The sequence below is a fragment of the Rossellomorea sp. GAMAL-10_SWC genome, from assembly GCF_049568075.1.
GTDB lineage: Bacteria > Bacillota > Bacilli > Bacillales > Bacillaceae_G > Gottfriedia.
Map to the genome: position 1 here is coordinate 1503090 of NZ_CP144911.1, position 26720 is coordinate 1529809.

Here is a 26720-nt window from a genome sequence, read left to right on the forward strand (position 1 = left end):
GAGGTTATCAAATGTTAAAAACAACGAATTTAACGAAAAGCTTTGGCGGTTTAACAGCTGTTAATAATGTAAATATTGATATTAAAGAAGGCTCAATTACAGCGGTAATTGGACCAAATGGGGCTGGAAAAACAACATTCTTTAATATGATTACAGGTGTGTACACTCCTAGTAGTGGAGAAATTATGTTAGGGAATGAGAGTTTAGTAGGGTTAAAACCACATACTGTTAATAAAAAAGGGATCGCGCGTACATTCCAAAATATTCGTCTATTTAATAGTATGACTGCTTTAGAAAATGTCATGGTAGGAATGCATCAGCATTTAAAGTATGGTGTTTTTTCAACAATTTTCCATTTACCTAAATTTAAAAAAGCAGAAAAAACGGCAATGAAAGAAGCATATAAATGGTTAGAATACGTCGGATTGGCTGAATTTTATAATGAGGAAGCATCGAGTCTATCATACGGTGCACAAAGACGGCTTGAAATCGCTCGTGCATTAGCATCTCAACCAAGAATCTTACTTTTAGATGAGCCAGCTGCGGGGATGAATCCGAAAGAAACGAAAGAATTGACTGATTTAATCTATCAAATGAGAGATGACCTTAACTTAACAATCGTCTTAATCGAGCATGATATGAAGCTTGTTATGGAAATATCCGAGTATCTATTTGTACTTGATCATGGCGAAAAAATTGCAGAAGGAAAACCACTTGAAATTCGAAATAATCAAAAAGTAATTGAAGCATATTTAGGAAAAAGTGCAGTGACTACTGCATAGTGAAAGGAGTACGAAAAGATGACGCTATTACAATTAAAAGATATTAACTCTTTTTACGGTGGTATTCAAGCACTGAAAAATATTAACATTGAAGTAAATGAAGGTGAAATTGTAACGTTAATTGGAAGTAACGGTGCTGGAAAATCTACTACTCTAAAAACGATTTGTGGCCAAGTTAAACCAAAATCTGGAACGCTGATTTATAAAGGTGAAGAAATAATAAAGCTACAATCTCATGAAATTGCCTTAAAAGGAATCGCCCATGTACCAGAAGGAAGAAGAATATTTTCTAAATTAAGTGTAAAAGAAAATTTAGAGATGGGTGCTTTCTCAGTTAAAGATAAAAAACTAATCGCTGCCCGCATGGAAATGGTATTTGATTATTTTCCAAGACTGAAAGAGCGTTTAAGCCAAAAAGGTGGTACGATGAGTGGAGGAGAACAACAAATGCTAGCGATTGGTAGAGGACTGATGATGGGACCATCCTTGCTAATGCTAGATGAGCCATCAATGGGTCTTGCTCCAATTATCGTTGAACAAATATTTGAAATCATTGAGCAATTAAATAAACAAGGAATGACAATCTTATTAGTCGAACAAAACGCTTACCAAGCATTACAAATTGCTCACCGCGGGTATGTAATTCAAACTGGTGAGATCCAAATGGTTGGTGAAGGAAAGACATTAATGAATAATGAAGAAGTGAAAAAAGCCTATTTAGCTTAATGAATCTGCAAATCAAAAATAGATAAAGGAAAAGGGATGTATCATGAGTCGGGTCAACTGACATATGAACATCTCTTTTTTGATGTGAATAAGTGTGAAAATTAATATAAAGAGTAGATATCTTGAGGCAATGATCATTTTAAGTCTATTTCCAGACTTATATAAAGATAAATGGCAGATTTGAATTAGTATTTTAGGGTTTAAGAAGAAATATGCTTGATTTACATTCGATCGTATCCACGATGAGCTAATAATTCAGTCGAGATACCTTTACGGGTATTTGTATTTTTTTACTTTATTTGCAGATTTGGTGATTTTAATTGCAGATACACTGATTTTATTTACAGTCCGCTATTCATTTGCAAGTTTCCAACGTTTATTTGCACTATTAAGTTTCTTATTTGCTGCTCTTTAAGGTTTATTTGCAGTTCAATTGGTCGGTACCTTACTAAGAATTTCCTAATAATATAAAAGAGGGAACCCCTTAAGGATTCCCTCATTAATAATGATTATTTATTAGAAATAAATTCCGAAACTTTTAATTGTTCTTCACTTGACGCATTGTTAATTGAAGATTGAAGTGATTCCTCTAGTAAACTACGATTCTTGTAAAAATCTTCATGTTTACTATTATAATAGTACTTCACTGCTTCTAAATCTGAGAAAAACTCTTTTCCAAGCTTTAGAAGAAATGTTACTGGAAGTCCTTCGATCACTACTGTATTTACATTTTTAGAAATTTCATTTACCGTACTGTTTGAAGTTGAAATCATTTCCTCGTTTAATTCTTTAACAAGTAATTGTTCGAACCCTTTTATTTTATTGTTTCTTTTGTTCACGATTCGCTTTTTGTTTGTCTTTAATAAACGAATGGAATGATGTTTATCAAGCAATACTGCTGAACGTTTCTTTTTCTTTAAAAAAATGCTGCTACTCAAAACTAGCACTCCCTTCTGATAGTATTGGTATATAAATAAAACAACTTTTCTATCATACCAATTAATGCTCATACTGTAAAGGTTTTATCTTTACATGAAGTATCCCTTGAAATATTCATAAAATTCACGGTATTTTTTTATCAAAATTGTTCATAATAATATTTGACTTAATCATTGTCACTTTGTTAAAATAACAACATATTATTTATTACATATAACGTTGACGGAAAGAAGTACCTAAAGATTATTTTGACTAGCGAATTGAGGATGGTGTGAGCTCAATCAAAACCTTTAGCGAAAGGCATTCCTGAGTTAATTCTTAAAGTGGACAATTTTTTTAATTGTCAACTAGGGTGGAACCGCGGGTGCATATACAGCTCTCGTCCCTAGGCAGAAAATGCCTAAGGATGGGAGCTTTTTTATTTCATTCTTGCATTTTCAAAAAACAATTGAAAATTGGAGGCAGATGAAATGTCAGAAAAAACAATGGATGTCGTAGTAAGTCATGCTAAACACAGAGGATTTGTATTTCCAGGATCTGAAATTTACGGTGGTTTAGCAAATACGTGGGATTATGGTCCACTTGGTGTTGAATTAAAAAATAATGTGAAAAAAGCTTGGTGGAAAAAGTTTGTTCAACAAAGTCCATATAATGTTGGATTAGATGCTGCAATCTTAATGAATCCACGTACTTGGGAAGCTTCAGGTCATATTGGTAACTTTAATGATCCAATGATCGATTGCAAAAATTGTAAAGCTCGTCATCGTGCTGATAAATTAATCGAAAATGCACTTGAAGAAAAAGGAATGGAAATAATCGTTGATGGTCTTCCATTTTCAGAAATGGCTAAATTGATTGAGGAACATAAAATTGCTTGTCCTGATTGTGGTAGCCATGATTTTACAGATATTCGTCAATTTAACCTAATGTTTAAAACATTCCAAGGTGTTACTGAGTCAAGTACGAATGAAATTTTCTTACGTCCAGAAACAGCTCAAGGTATTTTCGTAAACTTCAAAAATGTTCAACGTACAATGAGAAAGAAAGTACCATTTGGTATTGCTCAAATTGGTAAAAGCTTCCGTAACGAAATTACACCAGGAAATTTCACGTTCCGTACTCGTGAATTTGAACAAATGGAGCTGGAATTCTTCTGTAAACCGGGCGAAGAATTAGAGTGGTATTCTTATTGGAAAGAAACTGCTAATAAATGGCTATTAGCTTTAGGTATGAATGAAGAAAATCTTCGTTTACGTGAACATAGTGCAGATGAATTATCACACTATAGTAACGCGACAACTGACTTTGAATATAAATTCCCATTTGGTTGGGGCGAATTATGGGGCATTGCTTCTCGTACAGATTATGATTTAAAACAACATATGGAATATTCAACAGAAGATTTCACATATCATGATCCAATTACAAATGAAAAATACGTTCCATATTGTATCGAGCCATCATTAGGTGCAGATCGTGTGACATTAGCATTTTTAATTGATGCTTATGAAGAAGAGGCATTAGAAGATGGTACATCTCGTACAGTAATGCGTTTACATCCTGCATTAGCACCATATAAGGCAGCGATTTTACCATTATCTAAAAAATTATCAGAAAATGCACAAGAAGTATTTGCTTCTTTAGCAGAAGATTTCAATGTTGATTTTGATGAAACTGGTTCAATTGGTAAACGTTACAGACGTCAAGATGAAATCGGTACTCCTTTCTGTATTACTTACGACTTCGAATCAATTGAAGACGGAAAAGTAACAGTTCGTGACCGTGACACTATGGAGCAAACTCGTGTTGCAATAAGTGAATTACAATCATTTTTAGCAAATAAAATTAAATTTTAATTTAGTTTTTTGAAAAAAGGTGTCCTTTTGGACATCTTTTTTCATATATTTTACTAAAGCTTGTTTAAAGTTTAAGAAATTTACTAAAAATGGTAAAATAAAGGTATAAAATAAAGGAGGAGTTTAAATGAGGAGTTCAAATCCTATCTTAAATTCTGAACGATTAACGAAATCAAGACATGCTGCTAAAGCGATGACGATCGGTGGGACAATTGGTAAAACAATTATCGCATTAATCTTACTAATTGCAACAGCAGGATACTCATTTTATCTAACGGCTACTGGAACACTGAATTCTAAAGTGTTTATAGGATGTTTAATCGTTGCATTCATAATTGGGTTAGTAACATCTTTTTCTCCTAGAATTGCGCCAATTACTACACCTATTTATGCAGCAGTTGAAGGGATTCTAATTGGTAATATTTCAGCTGTTTACGAAGCAACATATGGGATGATTGTCCTACAAGCGGTTCTATTAACAATAGCAATTATAGCAGGAACATTAATTTGTTATGCTACTGGACTAGTTAAAGTAACCCACCGTTTTAGATCAAGTGTTTTCGGATTAACAATCGGAGTGTTTATCTTTTATTTACTAACGATGGTCCTTCAACTATTCCATGTTCCAATTCCATATATCCATCAATCTGGTCCAATCGGAATATTAGTTAGTTTAGCGATACTTGTGATTGCTTCATTAAATCTATTCTTGGATTTTGATCTAATTACGACAAGTGTTAGACAAGGTGCACCAAAAGAGTTCGAGTGGTATTGTGCTTTTGGTTTATTAGTAACAGTCATTTGGGTTTATATTGAAGCACTTCGATTCCTATCGAGGCTTCGCGATTAAATAATTTTAGTCAGTCAGACCTTACTCTCAAATGAAAGTAAGGTTTTTTACTATAGTTTGATTTGAATTCAATTATGATTAGATAGAATTACAATAGTGGAAAGTAGGGAAATAGATGAGTAAGAAAAAATTTGAAGTCTTTGAAAATGAAACAATTAATGATTGCTTAGAGAGAATGGAAAGAGAAGGCTATACACCAGTTAAAAGAATGGAAGTACCAATATTTTCAGAACAAATGATTAATGGAAAGGTAGAAATTGAACCGACTGGAAGAAAGATTGTATTTGAAGGCAAATTAAATACGAATTAATATGAATAAATATAATAATTTAATGGAATAGTAACCTTATATGAATAAAATGAGGTGAAAATATGCATAAATTAGCATGTCCACGCTGTAAAACAAACAAAAGTAGATTTTATTTAATCGAACAAAACCCAAAAGCAGTTAAATTAAATGCTCAAAGCGGAGATGTTGAATCAGAAGAATACGTTTCAAGTGGGCTAGATCCATTTTTTGTTCCATATAAAGGTCCAGAATATTTAGTTCAATGTGGAACTTGTGGTTTAATTGATCAAAGTGTAATGTTTGAAAAAACAGCAGATTCATTGAAATAATAAAATAAAAAAACTAAGTACAAAGGTATAAATAGAATAAAAATAAGATGACCTCTACAAAGATCATCTTATTTTTGTTGGATAGTTTTAGTTTTTCTTATTATAACGAGTATTTTAGAACCAATCTTTTTTCTTGAACCAGATCACTAATCCAATCACGATGATTAGCATGATCACCCAACAGTAATAATAACCATATTTTAATTGAAGCTCAGGGATGTGAACAAAATTCATTCCATATACACCGACGATGAATGTTAGTGGCATGAACACAATCGAGACCGATGTTAACATTTTCATCGTTTTATTCATTTTGTGTGAGTTTGTTGAAATATAACTTTCTCTAATGTCATTTGCCATTTCCCTGTTATCTGCAATGTCATCTAATAGTTTTAATAAATGATCGTAGACGATTCGCAATTTCTTTGTCGTTTCTTTGTCAATTTCAACGTGGGTTGAATTTAATATACGATAAATTAAATCTTTTGTAGGTTTAACTGTTTTTCTTACTTTTGATAACTTGCTTAATTGTGTTTTAATTCCATCGATCATGCTTAAATCGGAATTTGTTCCTAATTCATCAATCTCTTCGATGTCATCTTCAATTTTTTGGACGATTGGAAAGAATTTATCAACAATTTCATCAGAAATGTGATACAGGATTCGTTCTGGTTTTATTCCTTTTGTACTCTTTAATCCTTTTAGTTTGTTCCACACAATTTGTATCGCATTTGACTCCTCCCAGCAAAATGAGACGATGTACTTGTGGGACAAAAAGAGATCGATTTCAGCTTGTTCCATGTTCTCCTGCAATGATTGTAGAATGATAAAACGATAGCCATCGTAATAATCCATTTTCGGTCTTTCTTTATAACTTACACAATGCTTAATTGCTATTTCATCGAATTGGAATTGAGTTCGCAATAAGTCAATTTCTTCTTTTTCAGGTTTTCCAAAATCGACCCAAACCCAATCAATTTGTTCGGAATTTAATTCTTCAATTGATACATCAAACGCATGGGTTCCGTCCTTGTATACAGCCATCGTTTTGATCATTTCGGCACCCCTTTTTCTATTTAATTTTCTCCAAAATCAGTTTAACACAATATTCTCCATTAGTTTTTAAAAAAATTATGAGAAAGGATTAACGATTCACAAAAGATTGTTTCGTTTAAAATTGTAAAATTAGATTAGAATTGAAAAAGGTAGAGAAATAATAGCTGCTTTTCTTTCCTTAGTGGCGTAAAATAGTGAAAAGTGATAAAAAGTTATTTTGCGATCAAAAGGATCATTAACTTTGACATTTAGAAGTTTCTTTTGCAATTGGAGTACGGAATTTAAATTAAGTAAAAAATAAATTTAAGAAAACTTTGACTTTTTAGTAGTCGATGGATATAATAAATAACAATTAAAGCACACAAATGAATTCAATGACGAGAAAAGTAATTTTCGTTACTGTTCTACAGAGAGCCGGGGAAGCTGAAATCCGGTGAATAGTACTTAAATGAAGATCCTCTCCGAGAAGTCAAACTGAAAACATAAGTAGGTTTGAACGGGTGTCTACCGTTAAAAGGAACGCGTATGATTGTACGTGACTGAGTGCTATTGAAGAGCGGAATGTTTTCAATAGAATTAGGGTGGTATCGCGGTTAAACCCGTCCCTTATTATAGGGGCGGGTTTTTGTGTGCTTTAAAAAAAGAAGAGAGGCGATATCATATGAAAAAAGAAAACATAAAAGAATCTGTTCAAAATCGTGAAAAAAGGATTAGTGAACTTTGGTCTAAAGAAAATACTTTTATTAAATCAGTTGAACAAAGAGAACATAATCAATCTTTTGTTTTTTATGAAGGTCCCCCAACTGCAAATGGACTACCACACGTTGGTCACGCATTAGGTCGTACGATAAAAGATGTGGTAGCTAGATATAAAACTATGGCTGGTTTCCAAGTTGTTCGTAAAGCTGGATGGGATACGCATGGTTTACCAGTTGAACTCGGTGTTGAAAAGATGTTAGGCATTTCAGGTAAGGCAGAAATTGAACGTTATGGTGTAAAAGCTTTTCTAGATAAATGTAAAGAAAGTGTTTTTACTTACGAGAAACAATGGCGAGACTTTACTGAGCAGTTAGGTTATTGGGTGGATATGGATGATCCATATGTAACACTGGACAATTCTTATATCGAAAGTGTATGGAATATCCTTGGGACAATTCATGAAAAAGGTTTACTAATAAAAGGTCATCGTGTTTCACCTTATTGCCCTAGCTGTCAAACATCACTAAGCTCACATGAGGTAGCGCAAGGATATAAGGACGTTAAGGATTTATCTGCAACCGTTAAGTTTAAATTGCAAGATGAAGAAAATGTCTATTTCCTTGGATGGACGACAACTCCGTGGACACTTCCAGCTAATGTAGCCTTAGCTGTAAATCCAACAATGGAATATGTTCGTGCTAAAAAAGGTGAGGAAGTATATATTCTTGCTAAGGCATTAGTAGATAAAGTGCTAAAAGCTGATTACGTCATTTTATCTGAATTTCTTGGGGCAGATCTAATCGGTATTAGTTATTCACCTCCATTTAATTTCGTAAAGGTTGAAGTTGGTCATAAAGTTGTGAAAGCAGATTTTGTAACTGAAGGTAGTGGTACTGGAATTGTTCATATCGCACCTGCATACGGTGAAGATGACTACAAGGTTGTACAAGAAAATGGGTTATCTTTTGTAAATGTAGTGAATGAAAAGGGCCAATATACTGAAGAAGTACCTAATTTTCAAGGTCGTTTTGTTAAAGAGTGTGATGTAGATATAGTGAGGTATTTAGCCGAAAACGATTTATTATTTAGTAAAGAAAAATATGAGCACAGCTATCCGCATTGTTGGCGTTGTGATTCACCTTTACTCTATTATGCGAATGAAAGTTGGTTTATTAAAACGACCGCATTAAAGGATGAGTTTATTAAAAATAATAAAGAAGTAACTTGGCATCCAGATCATATAAAATACGGCCGATTCGGTAATTTTTTAGAACAAATGGTAGATTGGAATATTAGCCGAAAAAGATATTGGGGCACCCCATTAAATGTTTGGGAATGTGTTTCATGTAATCATCAATTAGCACCAAAAAGTATAAATGAATTATGTAACCATTCGGTTGAAGAAATTGACAGCTCAATTGAACTGCACAAACCTTTTGTTGATGAAGTTACTCTTAATTGTCCAAATTGTAAAGGGAATATGAAAAGAACACCTGAAGTAATTGATGTCTGGTTCGATAGTGGTTCGATGCCATTTGCCCAGTATCATTATCCTTTTGAAAATAAAGAGAAATTTACAAAACAATTCCCAGCTGATGTTGTCATTGAAGGGATTGATCAAACAAGAGGCTGGTTCTATAGTTTACTTGCAGTATCTACTTTATTTACCGGGAAAGTACCGTATAAACGAGTATTATCTCTAGGCCATGTTTTAGATGAAAATGGACAAAAAATGTCTAAAAGTAAAGGGAATGCACTAGATCCAGTAGAATTAATTCAAAAATATGGTGCTGATTCATTAAGATGGGCTTTATTGGTAGACAGTGCGCCTTGGAATCCGAAGCGTTTTTCTGAAAGAGTCGTTCAAGAGGCGAAATCGAAACTCATCGATACAATCGACAATGTTCATAGTTTTTACAGTTTATATGCAAATTTAGATGGATTTAATACAACAGAACAATATGAGTATCAATCAAGTACGTTGGATAAATGGATCATTTCACGTTTGCATAGCACAGTCAAAAATGTAACTAAAAACTTAGAGGATTATCAATTTACAAATGCTGCAAGAGACATCGCTAAATTAGTAGATGAAGTAAGCAATTGGTATGTAAGAAGATCAAGAGAACGATTTTGGTCAAATGGAATGAATAAAAAGAAGGCAGCGGCTTACTATACACTGTTTGAAGTATTAACAAAAGTAAGTCAATTAGTAGCACCGTTTACACCATTCTTAGCGGAAGATGTTTATTTTAATTTAACAAAACAAAGCGTCCATTTATCTGATTTCCCAGTTTGCGATGAAACATTAATCGACGTTCAGCTTGAAAAGGAAATGGATGCAGTTCTAAAAGTTGTGGAACTTGGAAGAAGCATCCGAAATGCAAATTCATTAAAGATTAAACAGCCACTAGCTAGTTTAACTTTAGTTAGTAACAATGTGGAGTTTGATTGGGATTTATATAAAGAAATAGTTTTAGATGAGTTAAACGTAAAAAAATTCCAACAAGTAAACAACGAAAATGAGTTTTCAATCTTAAAATTGAAATTAGATTTTAAAAAATCAGGAGCAAAATTTGGAAAGCTTTCAAATTTAGTCAATCAATCACTTCAAACATTAACAAATGAAGAAGCAAAAAGAGTGATTGAGAGCGGGTACGCTAATGTATTAGTTGAGACAGGAGAAACTGTTAAAGTCGACACAGAAGATATTTTAGTTGAAAAAAGCGCAAGAGAAGGTTTTGCCTCAGCGACAAATGGCGAATATACAGTGACACTCGACACGTTACTAACAGAAGATCTTATCCAAGAAGGTTCTGTAAGAGAATTAATCAGGTCTATTCAAGAATACCGAAAAGAATTGGATCTACCAATTAATATGCGCGTAGACATTAAAATAACAGCTAATCTAGAGTTTATTGAAATCATAGAAAAGTTTAAAGGAATGCTTGAGGAAAACTTATTAATGAGAAAACTAGTTGTGAAAAATCAAGTGAATGGAAAAGAAATTAAAGTTGGTGATTATCAGTCCCAAATAGAATTAGTTGCTTCTAATTAATTGAATAGTTAAAGTGAAATGGCAGACTAATAACAAAATTTTAGTCTGTCATTTTTTTAGGCAATAATACAAAAAATTTTTGACTAAAGATTATAAGAATTTTATTGGAAATTCAATAGATGGATATGTAGATACAAAAAGAAACTTATGATCTTAACAATCATTAAATGCTTTAATTTTTAGAAAGGTTGTAATATTTACATCATACTTTTACTTGCTTGTATTAATTTTTAGATGAAGCTTAAATCATATTGTACAAGGGGTGATTAATATTGAAAGAAAATCGCCAAATCAATAGTATATATACGGCAACATGGAATGAAGTTCAAAAAGACTAAAATATCATGGTGTGTTAGATGCATTATTGTTAGTTGAATCACTTGTTGCAACAGGTATCTCATTCGAATTTGTGATACGGATGATTAATAAAACGAACATGTTTCTTATTATTCTGTCGTTAGTTATCGTTCTTAGTAGGACCGCAAAAGCAAAAGTCTCAGCTAGATTACCACTAAGTAATAAATTTGAAATTTATCTAAGAAGAGTAATAACAATAATTTTTCATTTAAATCCATCTAATTACCCCCTTACTTTATAAAGTAAACTATTCAAAAGACATTAAAAAGTGAGTGGTTGCAGAATAGTATATTCGCATGTTCAGCTTAGTGGGAGACATTATAGGTTTTATGAAAAATAAAAAACCGCCCGTAAGTGTAGTGACCCCATAAAGTTAGACTGGTTACTTCAATTAGGCAGCCTGTTGGGCATGAACTCGGTATTTTACTGGGCTCATGCCTTTTAATTTTGCCTTAATTCGTTTGTTATTGTAGTAATCTATATATTTAGCTAGTTCTTGTTTAAAGTGTTCGACACTGTTAAATTCTTTAAGATAGAGTAGTTCAGATTTCATGATACTAAAGAAACTTTCAATTACTGCGTTATCGTAACAGTTTCCTTTTCGTGACATACTCTGAGTGATTCCACGTTTAATAAGAGCACTACGATATTTTTTCATTTGATAGTGCCACCCTTGGTCTGAATGAATTAGTAGTGTATCGGAATCTGTTAAACGTTCAAGAGATTGTTCTAACATATTTGATACAAGTGAATAAGTTGGACGTGAACCAATTGTATAAGCAATTATTTCTCCATTATATAAGTCCAACATAGGTGAAAAGTATAGCTTTTCTCCAAATAATTTAAATTCAGTTATATCTGTAACCTATTTCTCATTTGGTTTTTCAGCTTGAAAATTTCGATTTAAAATATTGGGTGCAATCTTACCTACTTCACCTTTGTAAGAGCGATATTTCTTTACCTTCACAAGTGATTTTATCCCTAGTTCTTTCATAAGTCGTTGAACTTTTTTATGATTTACTTTATAACCACGATTCGTAAGCTCGTCTCGAATTTTACGATAGCCATAACGAAATTCGTGTTCCTCATAAATTTCTTTTATCAGCACTTTTAACTCTGCGTCTGGATCAGGACGTTCTAGATTTTTCATCCAATAATAAAACGTACTACGCGAAATACTGGCTAGCAGTAGAAGTTCTTTTAACGAAAACTCATGCCTTAATTCATAGACAACTTTTACTTTGTCTTGTTTCGTGATTTTTCCTTGTTTTGAACTAAGGCATTCAACTTTTTTAGATATGCATTTTCCATGCGTAAACGTTCTATCTCAGCTTGAAGTTCTTCAATTGATTCTACAACAGGTGTAGTTTTCTTTGTTTCTTTTTTCATGGAAAGTCGCCCCTTTTTCTTTGATTCTAGGGCGTCTTGTCCTTGTGTTTCAAATTGAGTCCTCCATTTTCGAATCGTTCTAGGGGAAGGAATACTGAAAATTGCAGCTGCTTCATTAGGTGACGTCCCGTGGTCATTCATATACTTTAATACGTTTAGTTTAAACTGTACCGAATAACTTGTATATGACTTTTTAAGCAATCCATTAATCCCATTTTCCTTATATTGAGCTACCCAGTTTCTCACTTCAGCATGGGACGTTCCAAATAACTTACCAATAGAACGAAAACTTTCCTTACCTTCTAAATAACGCATAACTACCGCTAATTTATGTTCAGTAGTAAATTTAGTCATAAAAAATGCACCTCCAAATGTTAGTCGTGTCTAACATTTGGGGTGCACTTCAAAGCGGTAATGGTTAATTGGATTATTTATACGATTTGAAAATTGGTTTTTTCATAATGAATCTTCTGTCAATACAGAAAGCTACCAACAATGATAGAAGAATGGTTAGAAGTAAATAGACGTAAGTTTCAAGAGGAAATGGATTGCCCTCAAGATGGATACCATTCGCACGATATTCGAAACGTTTAACAGCATGTTTTGCAGTTAGTAGATCTTCTTGTTTAGCTAAGTCTTCTAATGGCGCTTCGAATACATATCTGTTTGGTGAATCACTATGGATCAGGAGGGTCTCTTTAGTATTACCTTTTTCATCCCAGAGCTTTATATCTGCCGCCGCTAGTGATTTTGCATCGCCACCTGGAATGATCATTTTGTCTAATTTTGGAGCATTAGATATTTGATGCCTTGCCAGAATATTAAGATGATGTTTCGTAGTTATTGGAGCATCCGAACTAGACACAGTCAAGATTTGTGTAGTTCCGGTGTCTCCATAAGAATCAAATATAGAAGATAAAGCTATTTCATCCATATCTTTATACAGAAGAACCCCATTTTGTTTCTTATTCCAATTGAATCCAAGATTTAGTAAATATGTTGCAAATTTTATATTCATGTTCTTAGGTTCCACTTTCGGATTTTGAACGAATTGGTACGAAGGATAACTAATTTCCTTAGCTATTTTTGCAGCCATGGGTTCTCCTAATTTCTGAGAAATCAAATGAAGTACTCCATCGATACCTGCGCTTTGACCGGCTGTAGTTAAGGTGTTTCCGTCTTGAACATACCGCACATCCTCTTTCCAATTTGTTTCAGTATATTTCTTGATTAAAAGAGGTAAAGCTTGCCAGTGTGAGGTGGCGGATTTTCCTTTTAATAAACCTGCATCAGCAAGATTCTCTGATCCACCACAAATACTTAAAAAAGTCGTCGTTTTACTGCTGGAATGTTTTTGAATCCATTCGCGAGTTGGTTTGTATTTATCTTCATTTATTATCTTCATATAAGGAACAACAATTATATCTGGACTTTTATTTAATAAGTAATCCAGTTCTTTATATGAGTAATGAGGAATCACATCCAAACCGCCTGATAAAGACTTGATGTTTTTGTCAGGTGCAACAGCATATACATTATACGCATCCGTCATAGAAAAAAGTGTGTATGGAATGAGAAAGTCGAAATCTTCAGTTGGTATTGATGAATCCGCCATCACAACTGCCACAGTCGGTTTATTTGGATCAAACAGGGGGACTTTTACTCCTTGTAGTGAAGGAACAGGCTCATGGCGGACGTTTAAGTAAAAATCTTTTTGATGACGATTAAAGCCATAGAACTCGGTCCCCCCGACAAACACAACCAAAATTAGCAAATAAACTGCTAACCGTAAGACTAATCTTTTCATTTTATAATCCTCCTTTTGGAAACAAATGTTGTTATTGTTTATGAATACCATTGCCTTTGATAATAAGGCTCCCTATTTGGGTATTAATAAAAAAAATTTCGAAGTACCCCCGCAGGGTATTTGTTTTTATCTTGATTTCATATTACGTTTTATCTAAACCTTTGGTAATCGTACTTGAGCTTGATTTTTATTTCAGACTTCAGACTTAACTGGTTTCAGACCACTGAAAAGACAGAGACTGAAATAGACTGTAATTTAAACATTAAATAGATGAAGATTAAATAAAGGGACTGCTGACAAATTTTTTTCTAATTTGTCGACAGCCCCTTTGGCCAAAAAATAATTATTAAAAAATCTTTTTGAAACATATGGTAAAATATGGAAATATTTTTCAATTGATTACTATTAATAAAAATTATGTTCACAAGGAGGGTACATGGCGAAACAGCTTCTAATGTTTTTACTGATAATTTCAATAGTATCTGTCAATGTAATCGCATTTTTTTATTATCGAAAAACGAAAAATATATACTTCTCGGCATTTATTATCCTTATCTCTGCTGGAGTTTTAGCAATTGTTGAGGGGTTCATCGCTATGATTATTCTTAATGATGCTTTTGGATTCTTTTTCGGATTAAATCTTGTGGGTTACCTATCTAATAATAAATAGTAATAGTTTTCCTGATTGCAATGGTTGTAAGTATAATAAAGCTTTCAAACACTCTCAAAAATAAAGAGGCAGATTGACGTTTTGAGAGGTTTATGAACGGACCTTTTTTGTGTGTTAATTTTTGACGTATAACATGGAATACTACACTAGTGATAAAAAATTACGATAAATTCAACGGTAAAATAACCCGCCTTAAAATCAGGAGTTAATAATTAGAAATTAACTTCATTAAAATTGGAGATAAACTTGGGATATTTGAAAGAAAAATTTTATATTTTGTTCGATTAACATGAATTAGAACAAATTAAAGAAGTGATTGCTTTATTAGAAAATTAATATAACGAATTGACGAAAGTATGTACTAGTTGATTAAAAGAAATATAGATTTACATAACTTTATAACAAAAAAGGCTGAGATAGGAGGTAAATATGTCAAGTTACATCACTCCTGAGTTATCTAACGAACAAACGATTTCAATTATAAGAAATGGACTAAATCAAACTAATGCTCCTAAAAATATCATCATTGTTGGTGCTGGTATGGCTGGACTAGTCTCTGCCTCATTACTTAAACAAGCTGGACATATTGTTACAATTCTTGAGGCCTCTGAAAGAGTGGGAGGACGCGTCTACACTAAGCGATCCGAGTTTAAGGATGATCAGTTCTTTGAAGCCGGAGCCATGCGTATTCAGCATAACTGAAAATAGTTTAAGAAAAATGACAGACTAATAACCAAGATTTTAGTCTGTCATTTTTCTTCTTAAATTCAATAGTTTAAAGGTTTATTAAAATAGCTGTTGAATTAATTAATCAGTTCTGGATGATTTAAGGAGGATTAGATGATTTCTAAAAAGAGCATTTATGTATAATTGATATACGCATTTTCTTTTGCCATATCGTATTTTTTAGTTAGAGTATTCTTATTTGATGGCGAAATTAACTCAGCATTTGCCGGTTCTATTGGCGGTGGATTTATTGGATTTTTAATATCAATTATTTTCGCTAAACCGATTGAAAAAAGATAATTTTAAAAACGGTTATCAATTACTCTATATTTAAGTTGAACTATTAATAAAGGATGATCATTATTCAATCGATCATCCTCTACTCTACATTAAGTTAATCCAATTAAAAGATAAATGCTAGTTCCCCAAATAAATAAGGCGGAGAATTTGTTGAATATGTTCATTAAACCTCCTGTACTGTCTACCTTCTTCATGATTGAGCCTGCGACCGTTAAACCAATAAACCAAATCCAAGATACTGTAATACATGCAATCGTAAAGAAAACTTGTTCCTTTCCAACATATTTTAATGCACTTGTTCCAATTACACCCACTGTATCTAAGATTGCATGAGGGTTTAATAAGGAAACTGATAAAGCAAAAATGATCTGCTGTCGGCTAGGTAATGCACTGTTTGATTCGTTTGCTGCAGGTTTAGATCTCCAAATAACATACCCCATGTATATTAAAAACAAAATACCCGCAATCATCAGGCTAATTCTTAGCCATTCAAATTGTAGAACGATAGTGGAAAGTCCGAAAACAGCTAATAGAATTAAAAAAGTATCGCACACAGCAGCAGTAAAAGTCGCAGGAAGCGCTCGAATTAGTTTTGGCTGTGTGGCACCTTGTGAAAATACAAATACATTCTGTACCCCTAAAGGTAAAATAAGTCCGAATGCTAAGACTAGACCATGAATAATAGCTTCCATCAAATCAACTCCCTTTCAATTACTATCGTACTATGATAAAACTAAAAGAAAACAACCAATTGGATGGTTTTATATCCACCCAATTTAGGGGGAGTTAGATGAAATGGAAACCAAATCGTGATTCTCATTTGACTATGCAAGAGCAAATTGTAGATTGGATAAAATCTCGAATTGAACGAGGTGATTGGTCTGTTGGCACAAAGATTCCAACACAGCGGCAACTAGCAACGCAATTTAATGTGAACCGTAGTACCGTACAACTTGCACTTGATGAATTAAGGGCAGATGGATTGATTGAATCAAAAATGGGTTCAGGGGTATATGTGGCTAACAATTCTTGGAACGTACTTTTGAGCAAAAATCAACCAAATTGGCAGAGACATATAGAATCAAGTATTCATAAACCAAACTACCATACGATTCAGCTCATAAATGAATATGAGCAAATGGATCATATCATCCGTCTTGGAACAGGTGAATTATCACCTGAATTATTACCAACTAAACAAATAGAAGATTCGTTAAGAAAGATTTCACTTGATTCCAAAGCAATTGGTTATTCATCTCCGCAAGGAAGTGAAAAGCTCCGAGGAATTTTAAGTAATTATTTAAAAAAACGCGGTTTTGAATTAGCACCAGAGAACATTTTAATTGTTTCGGGTGCACTTCAAGCGCTTCAATTAATTGCAGTTGGATTATTGGAAGAGGGATCCATTTTATTTCAAGAACAATTTTCGTATTTAAATTCAGTACATCCATTTCAATCTAATGGTATGCGAATGATTTCAGTTTCAAGAGAACATCAATTAAAAGATAATTTACGGGCACATAAAGGAAAGAGGCAATCTTTATTCTACTGTGTTCCAACACTAAACAATCCAACGGGCTATAATTGGTCGTTGGAAGAAAAGCAAAATCTATTTGATACATGCAAAGAGCTACAAATTCCGATTATTGAAGATGATGTGTATCACGAATTGCTTTTTGAATCATCTTCTCCTGCTATAAAATCGTTTGACACATCAGGACAAGTTCTATATATCGGGAGTGTATCCAAAACACTAAGTCCAGGATTAAGAATTGGTTGGGTTGTTGCACCTTCGCCTGTAATTGAACGATTAGCTGATATTAAAATGCAAACAGATTACGGTTCAAGTGCCTTTTCGCAAGAAATCGTATCACACTGGATCGCAAACGGTCTATACGAAAAGCATCTTGTAAACCTTCGCGAACAATTGCAAAAAAGAGCTAAATACGTAGAAGAAATTTTAGAAAAGGACTTTAAAAAAATAGCTTCATGGAAAAAGCCTGAAGGTGGTTTCTACATATGGCTCAGATTTCATAATCCAATTATAAATAAGACTTTATTTTTAAAATTACTTAAAGAAGATATATTAATCAATCCAGGTTATATTTACGAATCAAGAGATTTACACCATATTCGTCTTTCTTATGCCTACGCGTCATTTGAAGATTTAAAAAAGGGATTAAATATTTTACTACAAATAAGCCAACAGTGATTTCACTTAGAACTTTATTTGTACCTTTTAATGAAGATTTTGCACAGTAAAAAAGAGCAACGAGATTTCGATGCTCTTTTTTATGTTATATATTGTTCTACAACATAGTAAATTAAAATTTATTTTCTGTCTGGAAAAGTACACAATTTGCTAGAAACATCACTGGATACTTGCCTGAATCTTTAAGCTTTCAAACCCTCGAAATGCAACATTTTTACGGCGAGTTGGCTCCTCTATTAGAACTGGATTCACTAAATGTCTAATCAGTTTTTCAATTGCAATTTGTCCTTCTAATCTAGCAAGTGGGGCACCTAAGCAGAAATGCGGGCCGGATGAAAAGGATAAATGTTTTATATTTTTTCGAGTGATATCAAATGTTTCAGGATTAGTTGTGACTGTTGGATCGTAATTGGCTCCACCTAATGAAACCATAAAGTAATCGCCTTTTTTAATCGAATTTCCAGCGAACTCAAAGTCTTCTCTTGCCCACCTAGAAGTAAAAATAACGGGTGATTCGTATCTTAATATTTCTTCAATAGCCGAAGGAATTAACGTTAAATCATTTTTTAATAGCTCAAATTGCTCAGGATGTTTTAATAATAAATAATATCCATTCGTGATTAAATTAACAGTAGTTTCATGACCCGCTATTAATAAAAGAAGACAACTTGCGATCATTTCATCTTCACTTAATTTATCACCAGATTCCTCCGCTACGATTAAATTACTAATTAAATCCTCTTTAGGTTCAATTCTTCTTTTAGATATAAGATTTCTGAAATAATTAGAAGCATCAAGAATATCCTTTGATACTAACTCTAAATCCTCCATAGTCGTATTAAAATCAATAAATTTAATAAATGCATCAGACCAATTGCGAAATAAATCTCGATCTTCTTTCGGAACACCTAATAGATCAGTTATGACAAATACAGGTAATAAATATGAAAAATCACGGATTAGTTCGTGGGTAAATTTTCCCTTCATATTTGCTATCAAATAATCAGCAATTTCATTTACCGAAGTTCGTAAATTTTCAACCATTCTTGGAGAAAAGGCTTTGTTCACGAGATTCCTCAATCTTGTATGATCAGGAGCATCTCTAAATAACATCATTTTTCGATTTATTGCAATTGCAGGCATAACACTTTCAGGTATTTGTTCAGTTGGAGTGACTTTGGTTGCTTCTTTTATAAAACGGGGGTCTTTTAGTATGATTTCGGCTTCTCTATAACCTGTTACCAGCCATCCAGTTCTCTGAAATAGCTCGGTATAAAGCATAGGACTTATTTGTCGAGCGTTACAAAAATACGAATATGGGTCTTTGTAAAATTGCTGTGGATTCACTTTTAATTGATTGTTCATACAACTGTTCTCCCTTATGAATGAAATGAGTCTATTTATTTCTATTTCTGTGAAAATGGATTATTCCCAAATTTTGGATAACACAAAAAAAGGATACTTTTGTACAGAATGATTTTCATGAGGAAATAGTTATAAATGAATAAGAAATAAATCAAATAAAAATTAAGAAAATTAAATCATGATATATGGTAAAATAAGGTACTTCAAGTAAACAAACTGAGTTTATGAGATTATTCAACGTATTAGAAGGGGGTAACATGATGGATTTTCCAGTTTTAGAAACAGAAAGATTATCTTTAGTGCAAATTACACAAAAAAATGTTGATGAGATTTTTTCCATCTTTTCAAATAAAGAGGTAATTAAATACTATGGTATGGACCCCTTTACTGAAAAAAATCAAGCGGTTAAAATGATAGTTTCCTTTCAAACTAGATTTGAAAATCAACAAGGAATGCGGTGGGGAATAGTTGAAAAAGAATCAAAAAAATTAATCGGGACAATTGGTTTAAATAATTTAGTCTTACACGCTAGTAGAACTGAAATTGGATATGATTTATTACCTGAATATTGGAGAAAAGGATTTATGTCCGAAGCGATTAAGGAAATCTCATCTTATTGCTTTAATAAACTAGGAATCTATCGAATTGGAGCTAATATTTTTCCAGATAATACAGCCTCATCTACTTTAGTTGAGAAGTTAGGGTTTCAAAAAGAAGGATTACTGAGAGGTTATTTAGTTCAAGGGAATCAGTCTCATGATTTAAACGTATTTTCTCTCATTAAACCTGATTGGCAAAAATAAAAAAACAATATTAAACTGAAATAACCATAATATAGTAAAATTGTCTAATTAAAGAAAAGGAGAAATGGAATGATTAAAGCTGTAATATTTGATTTTGATGGTCTAATTGTCGATACTGAGTCTGTATGGTTCGAAGCATATAAGGAAGTACTACAACGGTATGAAGTGGAATTAACTCTTCAAAAGTTTTCAGAAGTTGTCGGAACAAGTGATGAAATTTTATTCGATTTTATTAATTCAAATTTAAAAGAGCCAATTGAAAAAGAGCTGATCGAACAAATGGCTAAAGGGTTAGTTGATGAGAAGCTACTCGAGCCGGCACTAAGAGAAAACGTAGAGGACTATTTAATCTCAGCAAAAAATGCTGGATTACAAATAGCTTTGGCTTCTAGCTCCTCAAGAGAGTGGGTAGAAAGCTTCTTAAAAAAATTAAATATTTATGAATACTTTTCAGTAATTAAGACGAAAGATGATGTAAAGAAAGTTAAACCAGATCCGGAGCTATATTTAAAAGCAATTGAGGAAATTGGAGTTCAAGCATCAGAGGCTGTCGCATTTGAAGATTCGTTGAATGGACTTATTGCGGCAACGAAAGCAGGGTTACACTGTGTAATTCTTCCGAATCAAGTTACCTCACATTTAAAATTTGAGAACCATAGTTTAAGATTATCATCGATGGCAGAAAAATCTTTAGAAGATGTAATTAAGCATATAACAAACAAATAAATAGATAAAAAACCATTCCAAAAAATTGGAATGGTTCTTTTGTTAAAAAGAATTCACTTCTTTTACTTCACTTGCTTCATCTTTCTTTATTAGAATTTCCTTTTTCAGACCCCAACAAATTAGAAATGTTAAAATGGCAAGCACGAAAGATACCCAATATAAATCCTGGAATGCATGACTAAAGACTGTTTTTACTTTTTCAAGTAGGTTTTGATCAAGATTAGAGGGAATCATACCATTTTGTACATTTTTTAATTGTAGCAATTGATCCACAGTAAGACTACCAGCTAGTGATTTCATCCCTGATGTAATTTTAGAGGCTAATAGAGAACCAAATAAACTAAAGCCAATCGTCATACCAATGGATTGAAATAACATAACGGCAGATTGTGCAATCCCTACATTTTCCTTTTCAACTGATTCTTGAACAATTAATGCATTGTTAAACAGAGCACCGAATCCAAGTCCAAGAATAATGAAATAAATAACGAAAGTAATAATTGAAGTGTGAGCCGTAATACCTGTAAGTAAATAGAAACCGATCATTGGTATAATAAATGAAACACCGTAAATATTTCGATAAGAGAATTTATTCATTACTCGACCAGCAACTACACTTGCACCCATCGCACCAACCATAATTGGTAAATTTAAATAGCCAGATTCAGTAGGTGTTAAACCGAGTACATTTTGCGAGAAGAATGGGAAGGATGAAAGTGACCCCATGATCGCAAGAACAAATACAAAAACAAGAGCCGAAATGACAACAAAGTTTCTATTTTTAAATAAGTGCAATGGGATAATTGGTTCTTTTGCTTTTGACTCTACCAATATAAATAATCCAAGTAAAATAGTTCCTAAAATAAGTAAACCGATCATTTTAGGATCACTCCATGCATATCCTTCTGTTTGATGAAGTACAGGAGTAAGTAGATAACTGATTAACGTGGTAACTAGTAAAATCCCACCAAACCAGTCGATATTAATTTTTTTGTCTACTTTCGATTCGTTTAATCCTAAAGCTAATAAAATTGCAGCTAAAACTCCTACTGGAATATTTACTAAGAAGATCCAGTGCCATGATATATGCTGTACAAAATATCCTCCAATGAGCGGTCCAAGTAGTTGAGGTATAAACATGACAGCTCCGAAAATACCTTGTAGCTTTGCACGTTGTTCAACTGGGAAACTGTCTCCGAAAATGACCATCGCAAGTGGCATTAACCCACCGGCACCAATACCTTGAATTCCACGACCAATTAAAAGGACTTCCATAGAATGAGCCGTACCACTAATAATTGAGCCAGCCATAAATAAACCCATACTAAATAAATATATTTTTTTTCGACCATACAAATCCGCAAGTTTACCGAGTATTGCCATAAAGGAGGTCATCGAAAGCATGTAAACTCCACCAACCCAACCGTAAAGCGCTAACCCTCCTAAATCTCTAATAATTGTTGGCATAGCTGTTGAAACGACTGTCTCATCAAGCTCTGAGAAGATGACTCCAATCATTAGTCCTATTAAAATAAGAGTCTTGTTATTTTCTTTCATCTTTTTCCTCCTTATGACCTTTCAATATTATTCAATTGATTCATTGAATACTTAAAAAAGAAGAACTTGTAGTAGTTTAAAACTAATGGGAATGAAGCTTTTCTAGAAAAATCCAAGCATAGTGATTTTATCTATGATTTACGTGTCATCGTTTTAAATCTTTTTGATTCTTTATACCTAAATTAAAAGAGGAAATTCAAATTTCAAGTAAAAATGTCAATTCTATCATTTTCTTCTACATTTATTTATTCTTTACTTCGTTTAAAAATCCTTTAGGTAGTAACTCTTATCTTTGTGGTTGTTTGAAATATATAAATAATGGTGCAGGCTCCGATCTTTTTCAACATAATGGCAATTTAGTTGAATAAGGAATGTTATAATTGGTTTCAAAATAGATTAGAAGGGTGTTTGAAATTATGAAGTTTGAATATAAATTACGAGGGGCTGGTTGGGCAAATTTTAATATACAAATTAATTCCCAAAGTTTTAGTTTTAGTCCTGGTTATCATACAGATGCATTAGGTGGACTTTTAAATGCAATAAAAGAAATACATCCTTTATTTGATCCAGTTGGCGATTTTAAAGAAAATGGTTCATATTATATGTGGGATGCCGAGCCTGATATTTTAGAATGGAACTTAAAATATTTAGATAACGAAAATATACTTATTAATCTTATTTACTGTGAAGATGATGAAGATGAAACAGTAGTATTAAATGAAGAATGTCCTTATGATGTTTTCTTAAAAGAAGTTTTAAAAGAAGTTGAAATGATTCTCATGGAGTACGGAATTGTTGGATATAAAGAAATGTGGCAGGCACACGAATTTCCATTAAGTACATTTTTAGAGTTAAAATTTTACTTAGAAAATAAGCAACGCTTTCCATTAGCGACAAATAAAATAGGAAATAAAAAAGGAAAAAATAGTGATTTGAAATTTGAAATAGATTATATCAATAAATTAAACTAGTTCATTTAACGCATGCTTAGGTGAAAATCATATACTGCTAAATTGCAGTTTTTTTATTTTCAGTAAATGGAAGGATCGTTTAATAAATAAAGGATTTTATAATCTTAAATGGAATTATTAAAATTAATTAATTACGTCTCGCTGGAAAAAATTGAAATATCTCTAACACACTTTTGTTACAGCAGTGGGCAAGTTGTTTGGATGAACAAGACTGGTTTCCACCACTTGAAAAAGTGTTTAAGGATGTCGCTTTTGAACATGCAATTTTAATGTACTTATGTTGAAAAGGAGTATGCAAAATGGATAATTTTAGTTTACTCATTACGTTACTACAATTGATCATTCTAATTGTAGTAGTATATATCGTGATGATTATTATTAAAAAAGTAAGATTAATTGCAGCAAATAATTTGTTTATTTCAAATAAAAAAATAGAAGTATTAGAGCAAAGAATAAGTAATTTAGAGAAGAAATAAGGATACTCTCTTAATCAATATAGCAAGAGTTAGTTATACAATAATCAACTTTAAATCAGCTATATTACTCGGTTATTTTATTTTTTTTTTATGGAAATTTGATAATTCATAACTAAATTGTTAAAATTAGGCTATTACATTGTGTGTAAGCCACACTGGGAGGTTACAAAAATGGAACATGGTAAAGTAAAATGGTTTAATGCAGAAAAAGGATTTGGATTTATTGAGCGTGAAAATGGTGATGATGTATTCGTACATTTCTCAGCAATTCAAACTGATGGATTTAAATCATTAGATGAAGGTCAAGCCGTTACGTTCGAAGTAGAACAAGGTCAACGCGGACCACAAGCAACTAATGTTAAAAAGGCTTAATTGAAAAAAAGAGTCGGAATCTATAAAGTAGAATCCGACTCTTTTTATGTCTTTTAAATTTAAAAACCCTTATTCCAAAAAGAATAAGGAGAATATCTTAGTAAAGAAATGGTTTAAAGTATTATAGACCATATAAAATGAAGTTACTAATAATTATCGAATATAATTAGCCATTTGAATTATTATTAGTTGTTTTGGAATTGGCCTTATTTTTAGTTCCTTTGCTAACATAGGGCTTCGCGTTCTTTGCTTTTTTTGCACTAGCTTGCCACCTATTCCAACCCTTCTTATCTGTACCTCTACCTGTACCGCCTTTAGCTTTAGCTTTACTCATATAAACACCTCATACCTATTATACACTAATTACTTTACAGTTTTTTAGTAATTTCCAATTAACTTATTAAAAAAGAATTGAGCAATAAATATATTCAAAAAAAGAGCACATTTATATATAATTTTATTGTTATTGAACTAAAGCATACGTCTGTTCCATAAAATGATCTGCATTAGCGATCCATGATAGAGGTGAATAAGGTCTCTTTAAATCTTATAATTTTTAGTTTGATAGTTTTTAAGTAGCATGCTTTAGTGGAATAAGAAATTCAAAAAAATAAATATAAATATAAATATTTCAAAATATGGTAAAGTAGTTTATGAACACTAACTGCTTAATTGCAATTTTTTATAAAAGTATTTCCGAGTAAAGTACTTTAAAATTAATATAAATAGAAAGATATATGATATTATTCATTTAAAATAGTAAATAAGGAATTGATGATCGTGTATTATAAATTGGTTTTAAGAATTATTAAATATTCAATATTTTGGGCTATCCTTTTTTTAATAACTGCAATGTATTTACCAGATTCGTTAAATATAAGTGAACAAGTTTCTAGATGGATATTAGAATTAGTATCCATAATAGTATTTATTCTTAATTATGAAAAGTGGAAGCAATTGTTAATTTCGCTACCTATTGGAATGGTATTAGTAATACTATTGATAATATTATTCGATTCGTAAGTTGCCTCAATCTTAATTGTTATTGATACTAATACAGCATTAATCGAATTTATTTACAAAGTTATACCAAGTATGCAACTAATGCTAGCAATAGTTGAAGAACACGAGCTGCTTATATGCGGCTTTTTTTATTAAATAAAATGGAAGTTTAGTTGAATAAGGAGTATTAAGTAAGTGGATATTTTTGGTAAAATATTTATTAATAATTACCAAAGGAGATACTTATGATTTTAAACTCAGAATGTTTAGGTTGCAGACTATCTAACCAACTTGAATCAGTAAATATTGTATTTGAAAATGAGTATGTTTGTTGCATTTTGGATATCGAACCTTTTAATGAGGGACATACTTTAATTCTTCCGAAAAAGCATTATTTAGATACCGAAGAGTTAGATGTTGAAACAGCAAATGCTATTATGATAGCATCTATGACCATTTCAAAGGCACTAAAAAAATTATTTCAACCTGATGGTATTACTATTTGCCAAAACGGTGGAAAATTCAACGACTTGACGCATTATCATATGCACGTCATACCGAGGTTTGAAGGAGAACCATTTTACTATGAGGAACAAAAGGATAATATCGAAGAAAAAGCTAATTTTATAGAAACGAAAAATAGGTTAAAAGATATGATCGAAGAGATTATCGATAGGCAAAGTGAATTTTAGAACTTATGTAACTATCGTATGCTTAGTTCAAAAAAAAAAATGTTAAATAATGATGTATTCGAGTAGGAGACGAACCATGAAAGATAACGAAATATATGTTTATCACATTGTTACTAGGAAAAAAATGAACCTTGGGCAGATAATTGACTTCGACAGTGATCAAAAAAACACCTTATATAGCTTCTTTTTTGAAATGGAGCAATTGAATTCTAAAGGTGAAGATTTTATTCGGATTTTTTACAAACATTATACAGAAGCAGGTTTGAAACTGGATGCAGAAAATACTGAAGTCGTTAAGAAATATGTAGGTCAAACAACAAGAGCAATTAGAGAAGTAATTTTGGAAATGGTTAGACTACAAGAATATCCAGAATATCCGTCTAGATTGTCTTGTTTATATGCTGCTAAAAGTTATGAGGATGCTTTGAAATGGAAGGAAATATTCGATTCGTTCAATAGGAATATTTTGCAAATCGTTAAACTAAGAGTTAAGGGGAGTTCATTTGAAGGGGATGGAAATCTTTTACCAAAGGAGGATGGAGTTCCATTTGCTCGGAAAATTGAACAAGCTAGAAAGTATTGGCTAGGTAATGTTACAAATGATCTTCCTGAACTTTTAATTAATGGGAAAATTGAAGTAGTAGAAATTATTGATGACTTCGCGGTTTAATTTCACCATTTTTTAAATTTATTTCTTATTCAACTAACGCA

24 protein-coding genes, 2 pseudogenes and 2 other annotated features are annotated in these 26720 nt (G+C 32.2%); of the genes and pseudogenes, 18 read left to right on the forward strand and 8 right to left on the reverse strand.

Going from position 1 to position 26720, the window contains the following annotated elements:
* Window positions 1-11 precede the first annotated feature (11 nt).
* A complete protein-coding gene (locus V5E38_RS07280) occupies window positions 12-782 on the forward strand; it encodes an ABC transporter ATP-binding protein (protein ID WP_499212724.1) in 771 nt (256 codons plus the stop codon).
* Window positions 783-800: 18 nt separating this feature from the next.
* Entirely contained in the window at window positions 801-1508 is a 708-nt protein-coding gene (locus V5E38_RS07285) for an ABC transporter ATP-binding protein (protein WP_069032386.1), read from the forward strand.
* A gap of 509 nt (window positions 1509-2017) precedes the next feature.
* Here the strand turns inward: V5E38_RS07285 and V5E38_RS07290 are convergent.
* Window positions 2018-2446 (reverse strand): hypothetical protein, encoded by a 429-nt coding sequence (locus V5E38_RS07290; RefSeq protein ID WP_499212725.1) that lies wholly within the window; start codon window positions 2444-2446, stop codon window positions 2018-2020.
* A 211-nt stretch (window positions 2447-2657) separates the two neighbouring features.
* Window positions 2658-2837: a binding site (T-box leader), on the forward strand.
* A gap of 80 nt (window positions 2838-2917) precedes the next feature.
* On the opposite strand from V5E38_RS07290, the gene V5E38_RS07295 reads away from it, so the two are divergent.
* The 4 genes from V5E38_RS07295 to V5E38_RS07310 all read left to right on the forward strand — a co-directional run bounded on the left by V5E38_RS07295 (window position 2918) and on the right by V5E38_RS07310 (window position 5771).
* Window positions 2918-4303, forward strand: coding sequence for a glycine--tRNA ligase (locus V5E38_RS07295; RefSeq protein WP_097977799.1), 1386 nt, complete (start codon window positions 2918-2920; stop codon window positions 4301-4303).
* A 127-nt stretch (window positions 4304-4430) separates the two neighbouring features.
* Entirely contained in the window at window positions 4431-5153 is a 723-nt protein-coding gene (locus tag V5E38_RS07300) for a Bax inhibitor-1/YccA family protein (RefSeq protein WP_499212726.1), read from the forward strand.
* A 115-nt stretch (window positions 5154-5268) separates the two neighbouring features.
* Window positions 5269-5463 carry an NETI motif-containing protein gene (locus V5E38_RS07305; protein ID WP_097977798.1) on the forward strand — a complete coding sequence of 65 codons (195 nt, stop codon included), beginning with the start codon at window positions 5269-5271 and terminating at the stop codon, window positions 5461-5463.
* Between the two features lie 62 nt (window positions 5464-5525).
* Window positions 5526-5771 (forward strand): DNA alkylation repair protein, encoded by a 246-nt coding sequence (locus V5E38_RS07310; RefSeq protein ID WP_387333039.1) that lies wholly within the window; start codon window positions 5526-5528, stop codon window positions 5769-5771.
* A gap of 114 nt (window positions 5772-5885) precedes the next feature.
* On the opposite strand, the gene corA is transcribed toward V5E38_RS07310, so the two are convergent.
* Window positions 5886-6827: a magnesium transporter CorA family protein gene (gene corA / locus V5E38_RS07315; protein ID WP_499212727.1), complete on the reverse strand. Its 942-nt coding sequence runs from the start codon at window positions 6825-6827 to the stop codon at window positions 5886-5888.
* A gap of 365 nt (window positions 6828-7192) precedes the next feature.
* Window positions 7193-7437 (forward strand) — a binding site (T-box leader).
* Between the two features lie 66 nt (window positions 7438-7503).
* On the opposite strand from corA, the gene ileS reads away from it, so the two are divergent.
* Entirely contained in the window at window positions 7504-10584 is a 3081-nt protein-coding gene (gene ileS, locus V5E38_RS07320) for an isoleucine--tRNA ligase (protein ID WP_499213534.1), read from the forward strand.
* A gap of 748 nt (window positions 10585-11332) precedes the next feature.
* Here the strand turns inward: ileS and V5E38_RS07325 are convergent.
* Both V5E38_RS07325 and V5E38_RS07330 read right to left on the reverse strand, forming a co-directional pair.
* Window positions 11333-12684, reverse strand: a pseudogene (locus tag V5E38_RS07325) (IS3 family transposase).
* Window positions 12685-12757: 73 nt separating this feature from the next.
* Complete coding sequence (locus V5E38_RS07330; protein ID WP_499212728.1) at window positions 12758-14137, reverse strand: type 1 glutamine amidotransferase family protein; 1380 nt, start codon at window positions 14135-14137, stop codon at window positions 12758-12760.
* A gap of 436 nt (window positions 14138-14573) precedes the next feature.
* On the opposite strand from V5E38_RS07330, the gene V5E38_RS07335 reads away from it, so the two are divergent.
* The 3 genes and pseudogenes from V5E38_RS07335 to V5E38_RS07345 all read left to right on the forward strand — a co-directional run bounded on the left by V5E38_RS07335 (window position 14574) and on the right by V5E38_RS07345 (window position 15833).
* Entirely contained in the window at window positions 14574-14807 is a 234-nt protein-coding gene (locus tag V5E38_RS07335; RefSeq protein ID WP_499212729.1) for a 3-isopropylmalate dehydrogenase, read from the forward strand.
* Between the two features lie 429 nt (window positions 14808-15236).
* Window positions 15237-15503 (forward strand): annotated as a pseudogene (locus V5E38_RS07340) (FAD-dependent oxidoreductase); the annotation flags it as partial.
* Between the two features lie 174 nt (window positions 15504-15677).
* Window positions 15678-15833 carry a hypothetical protein gene (locus V5E38_RS07345; RefSeq protein WP_499212730.1) on the forward strand — a complete coding sequence of 52 codons (156 nt, stop codon included), beginning with the start codon at window positions 15678-15680 and terminating at the stop codon, window positions 15831-15833.
* 89 nt (window positions 15834-15922) lie between these two features.
* Here V5E38_RS07345 and V5E38_RS07350 read toward each other — a convergent pair whose 3' ends face one another.
* Window positions 15923-16525, reverse strand: a complete 603-nt coding sequence (locus V5E38_RS07350; protein WP_499212731.1) for a LysE/ArgO family amino acid transporter — start codon at window positions 16523-16525, stop codon at window positions 15923-15925.
* 98 nt (window positions 16526-16623) lie between these two features.
* Here V5E38_RS07350 and V5E38_RS07355 point away from each other — a divergent pair, with 98 nt between their 5' ends.
* Window positions 16624-18045 (forward strand): aminotransferase-like domain-containing protein, encoded by a 1422-nt coding sequence (locus V5E38_RS07355; RefSeq protein ID WP_499212732.1) that lies wholly within the window; start codon window positions 16624-16626, stop codon window positions 18043-18045.
* A gap of 159 nt (window positions 18046-18204) precedes the next feature.
* Here the strand turns inward: V5E38_RS07355 and V5E38_RS07360 are convergent, their stop codons facing one another.
* Window positions 18205-19410 (reverse strand): cytochrome P450, encoded by a 1206-nt coding sequence (locus tag V5E38_RS07360; protein WP_499212733.1) that lies wholly within the window; start codon window positions 19408-19410, stop codon window positions 18205-18207.
* Between the two features lie 260 nt (window positions 19411-19670).
* On the opposite strand from V5E38_RS07360, the gene V5E38_RS07365 reads away from it, so the two are divergent.
* Both V5E38_RS07365 and V5E38_RS07370 read left to right on the forward strand, forming a co-directional pair.
* Window positions 19671-20213 carry a GNAT family N-acetyltransferase gene (locus tag V5E38_RS07365; RefSeq protein WP_499212734.1) on the forward strand — a complete coding sequence of 181 codons (543 nt, stop codon included), beginning with the start codon at window positions 19671-19673 and terminating at the stop codon, window positions 20211-20213.
* A gap of 69 nt (window positions 20214-20282) precedes the next feature.
* Window positions 20283-20939: an HAD family hydrolase gene (locus V5E38_RS07370; protein ID WP_499212735.1), complete on the forward strand. Its 657-nt coding sequence runs from the start codon at window positions 20283-20285 to the stop codon at window positions 20937-20939.
* 42 nt (window positions 20940-20981) lie between these two features.
* Here V5E38_RS07370 and V5E38_RS07375 read toward each other — a convergent pair whose 3' ends face one another.
* On the reverse strand, window positions 20982-22496 hold the full coding sequence (locus V5E38_RS07375) for an MDR family MFS transporter (RefSeq protein WP_499212736.1): 1515 nt from the start codon (window positions 22494-22496) through the stop codon (window positions 20982-20984).
* 416 nt (window positions 22497-22912) lie between these two features.
* On the opposite strand from V5E38_RS07375, the gene V5E38_RS07380 reads away from it, so the two are divergent.
* From V5E38_RS07380 to V5E38_RS07390, 3 genes are all read left to right on the forward strand, one after another.
* Window positions 22913-23467, forward strand: a complete 555-nt coding sequence (locus tag V5E38_RS07380; protein WP_499212737.1) for a hypothetical protein — start codon at window positions 22913-22915, stop codon at window positions 23465-23467.
* Between the two features lie 299 nt (window positions 23468-23766).
* A complete protein-coding gene (locus V5E38_RS07385; RefSeq protein WP_499212738.1) occupies window positions 23767-23943 on the forward strand; it encodes a hypothetical protein in 177 nt (58 codons plus the stop codon).
* 171 nt (window positions 23944-24114) lie between these two features.
* Window positions 24115-24315: a cold-shock protein gene (locus tag V5E38_RS07390; RefSeq protein WP_069032402.1), complete on the forward strand. Its 201-nt coding sequence runs from the start codon at window positions 24115-24117 to the stop codon at window positions 24313-24315.
* Window positions 24316-24481: 166 nt separating this feature from the next.
* On the opposite strand, the gene V5E38_RS07395 is transcribed toward V5E38_RS07390, so the two are convergent.
* Window positions 24482-24649, reverse strand: coding sequence for a DUF3934 domain-containing protein (locus V5E38_RS07395; RefSeq protein WP_097977780.1), 168 nt, complete (start codon window positions 24647-24649; stop codon window positions 24482-24484).
* A gap of 913 nt (window positions 24650-25562) precedes the next feature.
* On the opposite strand from V5E38_RS07395, the gene V5E38_RS07400 reads away from it, so the two are divergent.
* Both V5E38_RS07400 and V5E38_RS07405 read left to right on the forward strand, forming a co-directional pair.
* Window positions 25563-26009 (forward strand): HIT family protein, encoded by a 447-nt coding sequence (locus V5E38_RS07400; RefSeq protein WP_499212739.1) that lies wholly within the window; start codon window positions 25563-25565, stop codon window positions 26007-26009.
* A 76-nt stretch (window positions 26010-26085) separates the two neighbouring features.
* Window positions 26086-26679, forward strand: a complete 594-nt coding sequence (locus V5E38_RS07405; RefSeq protein ID WP_499212740.1) for a DUF2441 domain-containing protein — start codon at window positions 26086-26088, stop codon at window positions 26677-26679.
* Window positions 26680-26720 lie beyond the last annotated feature (41 nt).